This is a genomic window from Armatimonadota bacterium, assembly GCA_020354555.1.
Lineage (GTDB): Bacteria > Armatimonadota > Hebobacteria.
Genome location: CP070648.1, coordinates 1,666,495 through 1,670,682, shown reverse-complemented (window position 1 = coordinate 1,670,682; position 4,188 = coordinate 1,666,495). Strand labels below are relative to the sequence as shown.

Annotated in this window: 6 protein-coding genes; all 6 read left to right on the top strand. The window is 68.9% G+C overall.

Features of this window, described 5'->3' with window-relative positions; genetic code table 11:
• The coding region (locus JSV65_06800) for an S-layer homology domain-containing protein (GenBank protein UCH36057.1) at positions 1–456 on the top strand (456 nt) is incomplete at its 5' end.
• Between the two features lie 130 nt (positions 457–586).
• Complete coding sequence (locus JSV65_06795) at positions 587–949, top strand: hypothetical protein (protein UCH36056.1); 363 nt, start codon at positions 587–589, stop codon at positions 947–949.
• A 157-nt stretch (positions 950–1,106) separates the two neighbouring features.
• A complete protein-coding gene (gene ftsE / locus JSV65_06790; GenBank protein ID UCH36055.1) occupies positions 1,107–1,796 on the top strand; it encodes a cell division ATP-binding protein FtsE in 690 nt (229 codons plus the stop codon).
• Complete coding sequence (locus JSV65_06785; GenBank protein UCH36054.1) at positions 1,780–2,667, top strand: ABC transporter permease; 888 nt, start codon at positions 1,780–1,782, stop codon at positions 2,665–2,667. Before ftsE ends, JSV65_06785 begins: the two co-directional genes overlap by 17 nt.
• A gap of 100 nt (positions 2,668–2,767) precedes the next feature.
• Complete coding sequence (nifS, locus tag JSV65_06780) at positions 2,768–3,940, top strand: cysteine desulfurase NifS (GenBank protein ID UCH36053.1); 1,173 nt, start codon at positions 2,768–2,770, stop codon at positions 3,938–3,940.
• Positions 3,937–4,188: hypothetical protein (locus JSV65_06775; protein ID UCH36052.1), on the top strand; the 252-nt coding region annotated here is incomplete at its 3' end. The genes nifS and JSV65_06775, both read left to right, overlap by 4 nt.

Below are 4,188 nucleotides of genomic sequence, written 5' to 3'. Positions count from 1 at the left end.
GGCGGCGGCCTGGACGTGGACGGCACCCACATCTTCTACGGTTACATCGAGCGCTTGGCCGACGCCGCGTCCTGGGGCGGCACCGCGCCGACCGGCGGATACGGCGACGGCACCTACCGCCCGGCCACCACGTGCACCCGGGGCCAGATGGCGACCTTCCTGTGCAAGGCCGCGGCGAAGACGTGGTACGACCCTGGCTCCGCCAGCTTCACCGACGTGCCGCGCGGCACCAACGGGGCATGGGACGGCGGCGGCGGCGGCGGCCTGGACGTGGACGGCACGCACATCTTCTACGGCTGGATCGAGCGGCTGGCTGACGTGTCTTCCTGGGCGTCCGGCGAGGCGCCGACCGGCGGGTACGGCGACGGGACGTTCCGGCCGACGGTGATCTGCACCCGCGGGCAGATGGCGACGTTCATCCAGCGCGGCTGCAACTTCGAGAAACCGATCAAGTAGGCACCGCAGGCGGGCAAGTTGACCGCTTGCCTCGATAGCCGGCTGTGCGACGGGAGGGCCCAGCGCCCTCCCGTCGCGCTGGACCGAGCACCGGCAGGAGGTTCCCGCGCATCGGGCGAACTACTGAGTCATGGCCGCCGACAACCTGCGAAGCGGCAAGGACAAGGAGCGCGGGGAGCAGCAGGGCCCCGTTTCCCCGCTGCGCGAGCGGGCGCGTGCCGCCGCCGAGGCGCTGCACAGCGACAATAGCTGCCGCTGGTTTCCACTGCGAGACGTCTTCCCGGTGTACAACTACCTCTACGACTACCACCGCAGCCGCCGCGAGGATATGCGACTCCGCGGGCAGGCGGAGGAAGCGCTCGAGCACCTCAACGATATCGCGCGGCGCCTCGAGGAGAACGCCGTCCACCCCTTGCCCCCGGAATGGGAGGACGCCAAGGCCGCCCTCGCCGATGCCACGCAGATCTTCCGGACCATCACTCGGGCGTGGTAAGCACCTCGTTGCCCCCGCTGTGCCCAGTTGTCGGCGCTCTGCGCGTGGGTTATAATCTCCTTTGTGGTGACGGTGGTGGGGAGCGAGGGCGCCGTTCCGCTGCGCGGCGCACGCCGCGGCCCACCGCGCCCCACCGCAGGCGCATGAGGGCGCAGCCGTGATTGACTTCGACAACGTCTCGTTCGCATACGATAACGACGTGGAGGCCCTTCACGACGTCGCGGTCCACGTGGACAAGGGCGAATTCGCCTTCATCGTGGGGCCGACCGGCGAGGGCAAGACGACGTTCCTCAAGCTAATCTACCGCGAGGTCGTCCCCACCAGCGGGCGCGTCCTCGTCGCGGGCACGGACGTCGGCCGGTTGCCCCGGCGCAGGGTGCCGTACCTGCGCCGCCGCATCGGCGTCGTGTTCCAGGACTTTCGCCTGTTGTCCGACAGCACGATAACGGAGAACATCCTGTTCGCGCTGGAGGCGATGAGGGTGCCGCGCCGGGAGATGCGCCGGCGCACGGAGGAGGTGCTGCGCCTGGTCGGGCTCGGGCATCGGATGGATGCGTTCCCCGGCGAGCTGTCGGCGGGCGAGCAGCAGCGCGCCTGCATCGCCCGCGCCATCGCCAATTATCCGCCGATCCTGCTCGCCGACGAGCCGACCGGCAACCTCGACCCCGACACCTCGCTGGAGATCGTCATGCTCTTGCGCGACATCAATATCCGGGGCACGACGATCCTCATGGCGACGCACGACAGACATATCGTTGACACCCTCAACCAGCGCGTCATCTCCCTGCATCGCGGCCGCATCGTCCGTGATGTGCCGCGAGGTCTGTACTATGCTCCGTACGATTGAGTTCGCTCTCGGCCAGGCGCTGACCAACATCAGGCGCCACGGCCTGATGAGCATCGCCGCGACCTCCACCGTGGCCGTCGCCCTCGCCATCGTCGGCGGCGCCGGCCTGTTCCTGCTCAACGTCAACCTGTGGACGCGCAGCATCGTCGGGGAGGCCGAGGTGTACGTCTACGCCAAGCGCGGGCTCCCGCGCGCCGACGCGATCGCGCTGCAGCAGAAGGTCGGCGCCCTGCCCCAGGTCGCGGAGACCAGGTTCGTCGCCCGCGAGGACGCCTACCGCGATCTCCAGCACAGCCTCGACCGCGACTCGGATGTCTTCGAGTCCCTGCCCAATCCGCTCCCCGACGCGATTCACGCGCGCACCCATGACGCGAGCCAGGTGTCCGAGGTCGCGCGCACCGTGGAGAAGTGGGACGACGTTGAGAAAGTCGTTCACGCCGAACAGACCATCAGGATTCTCCTCAACGTGCGGCGCATCGTCGGCGTCGGCAGCGCCGCCGCCGGGGTGCTGCTGGTGCTCGCGGCGATGCTCATCGTGCACAACACGATCCGGCTCACCCTCATCGCGCGGCGCCGGGAGATCGGCATCATGCAGCTCGTCGGCGCGACGCCGTCCTTCATCGCCGCGCCGTTCCTGCTCGAAGGCGCGTTCCACGGCGCGGTCGGGGCGATCATCGCGCTGTGCTTGCTCGCGCCCGCGTACGCCTACGCGCATCACGCGTTGACGACCGCGCTGTCGCTGTTTCCACTCGCCCCGCTCAGCGTGCTGGTGGACTGCGGCGTGCTGCTCTTCGTCGGCGGCCTGTTCATGTCCGGCTTCGCCAGCGCCGTCTCGCTGACGCGCTTCCTGCGGCGCTATCATTCCGCGTAGCGCCGACGCAACAGGACCGGCTCCGAGGTGCGGCGAAACACGGACGAGGCGTCTGATCGCCTCGCGGCCGCCGCGCCCCGCAACCGTTACGGAGGAGACATTGACACGGATATATCTGGATCACGCCGCCACCACGCCGGTGCACCCCAGCGTGCGTGACGCAATGCTGCCGTACCTCGGCGACAAGTTCGGCAACCCGTCGAGCATCCACGACTCCGGCCGCGAGGCCGCGGAAGCCGTTGACTACGCCCGCCAAGCCGTCGCCGCGCTCATCGGCGCGCGCCCCGAGGAGATCATCTTCACCAGCGGCGGCTCCGAGTCCGACACGGCCGCCCTGTTCGGCATCTTCCTCGCGCGGCAGGACAAAGGCCGCCACATCATCACGACCGCCATCGAGCATCACGCCGTCGTCCACACCTGCCAGGCGCTGGAGAAGCGCGGCGCGCGCGTGACGTACCTGCCGGTGGATCAGTACGGGTTGGTGACTCCCGAGCAGGTCGCCGAGGCGATCCGCGATGACACCATCATCATCTCCATCATGCACGCCAACAACGAGATCGGCACCATCGAGCCCGTCGCCGAGATCGGGCGCGTCTGCCGCGAGCGCGACATCATCTTTCATACCGACGCCGTGCAAACCGTTGGCCACGTCCCGATTGACGTCGCCGCGATGAATGCGGACCTCCTGTCTCTGTCGGCCCATAAGTTCTACGGCCCCAAGGGCTGCGGCGCGCTCTACAAGCGCAGGGGCGTGCGCATCACGCCGCTGATCTACGGCGGGGGCCACGAGCGCGGCCTGCGCTCGGGAACGGAGAACGTCCCCGGCATCGCCGGCCTGGGGGCGGCCGCCCGGCTCGCGCTCGACGAGATGGACACCGAAGGCCCGCGCCAGGCGGCTCTGCGCGACCGCTTGCTCGACGGCATCGAGCAGCGCATCCCCGACATCATCCGCACCGGGCATCCGACGCAGCGCCTGCCCAACAGCGCCAGCGTCTGCGTCCGCTACATCGAGGGCGAATCCATGCTCCTCAATCTCGACATGGCCGGGATCGCGGCGTCCAGCGGCTCCGCCTGCACCTCCGGTTCCCTCGAGGCCTCTCACGTCCTGCTCGCCATCGGGCTGGAGCACGACGTCGCCCACGGCTCTCTGCGCCTCACCCTCGGCCACGACAACACCGACGAGGATGTGGACTTCGTCCTCGACACGCTCCCGCCCATCGTCGAGAAGCTCAGAGCAATGTCACCGCTGTACCCGGGGAGAGCCGCGTCATGACACGCAATCCTGGTCATCGAGACCGTCTCGGGACGCTCGCGTCGAGGGCGTGCCATCGCGGCAACCCGGCGCGCGTGCGCCCATGCCCCACGCAGTTGGCCCTGCGTTTGCTCGTCCTCATCACCGGGCTCGGGTTGGCGGGTACATCCGGCACTCGCGCCGCCGCCCTCGACCTCGAATCCCTGCTGCCCCGATCGGGCGCAGTCGAGGGATGGCGAACGCAGGGCAAGCCTGCTTCGTACACGCCT

Bases quoted from the DNA above. Each gene is read 5' to 3' on its own strand.
- JSV65_06785 (UCH36054.1), top strand. From the start codon at position 1,780: ATGCTCCGTACGATTGAGTTCGCTCTCGGCCAGGCGCTGACCAACATC.
- JSV65_06795 (UCH36056.1), top strand. From the start codon at position 587: ATGGCCGCCGACAACCTGCGAAGCGGCAAGGACAAGGAGCGCGGGGAG.